The sequence below is a fragment of the Jatrophihabitans sp. genome (assembly GCF_036388195.1).
Lineage (GTDB): Bacteria > Actinomycetota > Actinomycetes > Mycobacteriales > Jatrophihabitantaceae > Jatrophihabitans_A.
Map to the genome: position 1 here is coordinate 1 of NZ_DASVSG010000116.1, position 1562 is coordinate 1562.

Genomic DNA, 1562 nt, shown 5'->3' on the forward strand with positions numbered 1-1562 from the left:
ACGGAGCTCAACCTGGTCCGCCGGCTGGCCCTGGCGCACCCGGACAAGCAGATCATGTTCCTCGACAAGACGGTCTGCTACTGCTCGACGATGAACCGCATCGACCTGCCGCACCTGGTCTGGTCCCTGGAGGAGCTGGTGGCCGGCCGGGTGCCGAACCAGATCACCGTCGATGGCGACACCGCCCACCACGCCCGGGTCGCGCTGGAGCGGATGCTCGCCCTGCCGTAACTCGTCGTCACGTTGCAGCACCGTACGTGTTTGGCATGGGCTGATCATCAGGGTTTCCTGCCCGCCTGGGCGTTGTGCGATTTTCGTACTTGTCACTCAGCGCTATGCTGCCCGGGCGGCAGCCGTGGGTCCCCCCACCCGTGCCGGCCCCGCCGCTCACCGGTGGGCACTGCCCCATCCCCCTGGTCCCTACTGGGCACCGACGCCCAACCCTGGAGGTTGCGTTGACCGACGACGTCTTGATCGTGCACGGCGGTACGCCGCTGCACGGACAGATCCGGGTCCGTGGCGCCAAGAATCTCGTCTCCAAGGCCATGGTGGCCGCCCTGCTGGGGGACAGCCCCAGCCGGCTGTTCGACGTGCCGCGCATCCGCGACGTCGAGGTCGTCCGCGGGCTGCTCGAGCTGCACGGCGTGAAGGTCAGCGACGGCGTCGACGACGGCGAGCTGGTGATGGATCCCACCAATGTGGAGAGCGCCAGCAGCGACGAGATCAACGTGCACGCCGGCTCCAGCCGCATCCCGATCCTGCTCTGCGGGCCGCTGCTGCACCGCCTCGGTCACGCGTTCATCCCCGACCTCGGCGGCTGCCACATCGGCCCCCGCCCGATCGACTTCCACATCCAGGCGCTGCGCCAGTTCGGCGCGATCGTCGACAAGGCGCCCGAGGGCATGCACCTGACCGCGCCCAACGGGCTGCACGGCACCAAGCTGGAGCTGCCGTACCCGAGCGTCGGCGCGACCGAGCAGGTGCTGCTCACCGCGGTGATGGCCGAGGGCGTCACCGAGCTGCGCAACGCCGCCGTCGAGCCGGAGATCGTCGACCTCATCTGCATCCTGCAGAAGATGGGCGCGATCATCACCGTGCACACCGACCGGGTGATCGAGATCCACGGCGTGCCGAAGCTGCACGGCTACCACCACCGCCCGATCCCGGACCGGATCGAGGCGGCGAGCTGGGCGGCCGCCGCGCTCGCCACCCGCGGCGACGTCGAGGTGCTCGGCGCCCAGCAGGCCGACATGATGACCTTCCTGAACGTCTTCCGCTCCATCGGCGGTGAGTTCGAGATCACCGACGCCCGGACGTCGCGTACCGGCGTGCTCGGCCAGGAGGGCGGCATCCGGTTCTGGCACCCCGGCGGCGAGCTGAAGGCCGTGGCGCTGGAGACCGACGTACACCCCGGGTTCATGACCGACTGGCAGCAGCCGCTGGTGGTCGCGCTGACCCAGGCCCGCGGCCTGTCGATCGTGCACGAGACGGTGTACGAGCAGCGCCTCGGCTACACCGAGGCGCTGAACAAGATGGGCGCCACCATCCAGGTCTACCGCGAC

The 1562-nt window shown here is 69.4% G+C and carries 2 protein-coding genes; both read left to right on the forward strand.

Annotated elements, in window-relative coordinates; genetic code table 11:
- A partial coding sequence (gene nadA / locus VF612_RS11895; protein ID WP_408660068.1) for a quinolinate synthase NadA occupies window positions 1-231 on the forward strand: 231 nt, incomplete at its 5' end.
- A 224-nt stretch (window positions 232-455) separates the two neighbouring features.
- Window positions 456-1562, forward strand: a 1107-nt coding sequence (locus tag VF612_RS11900; RefSeq protein WP_408660069.1) for a UDP-N-acetylglucosamine 1-carboxyvinyltransferase, incomplete at its 3' end; no start/stop codon positions are given.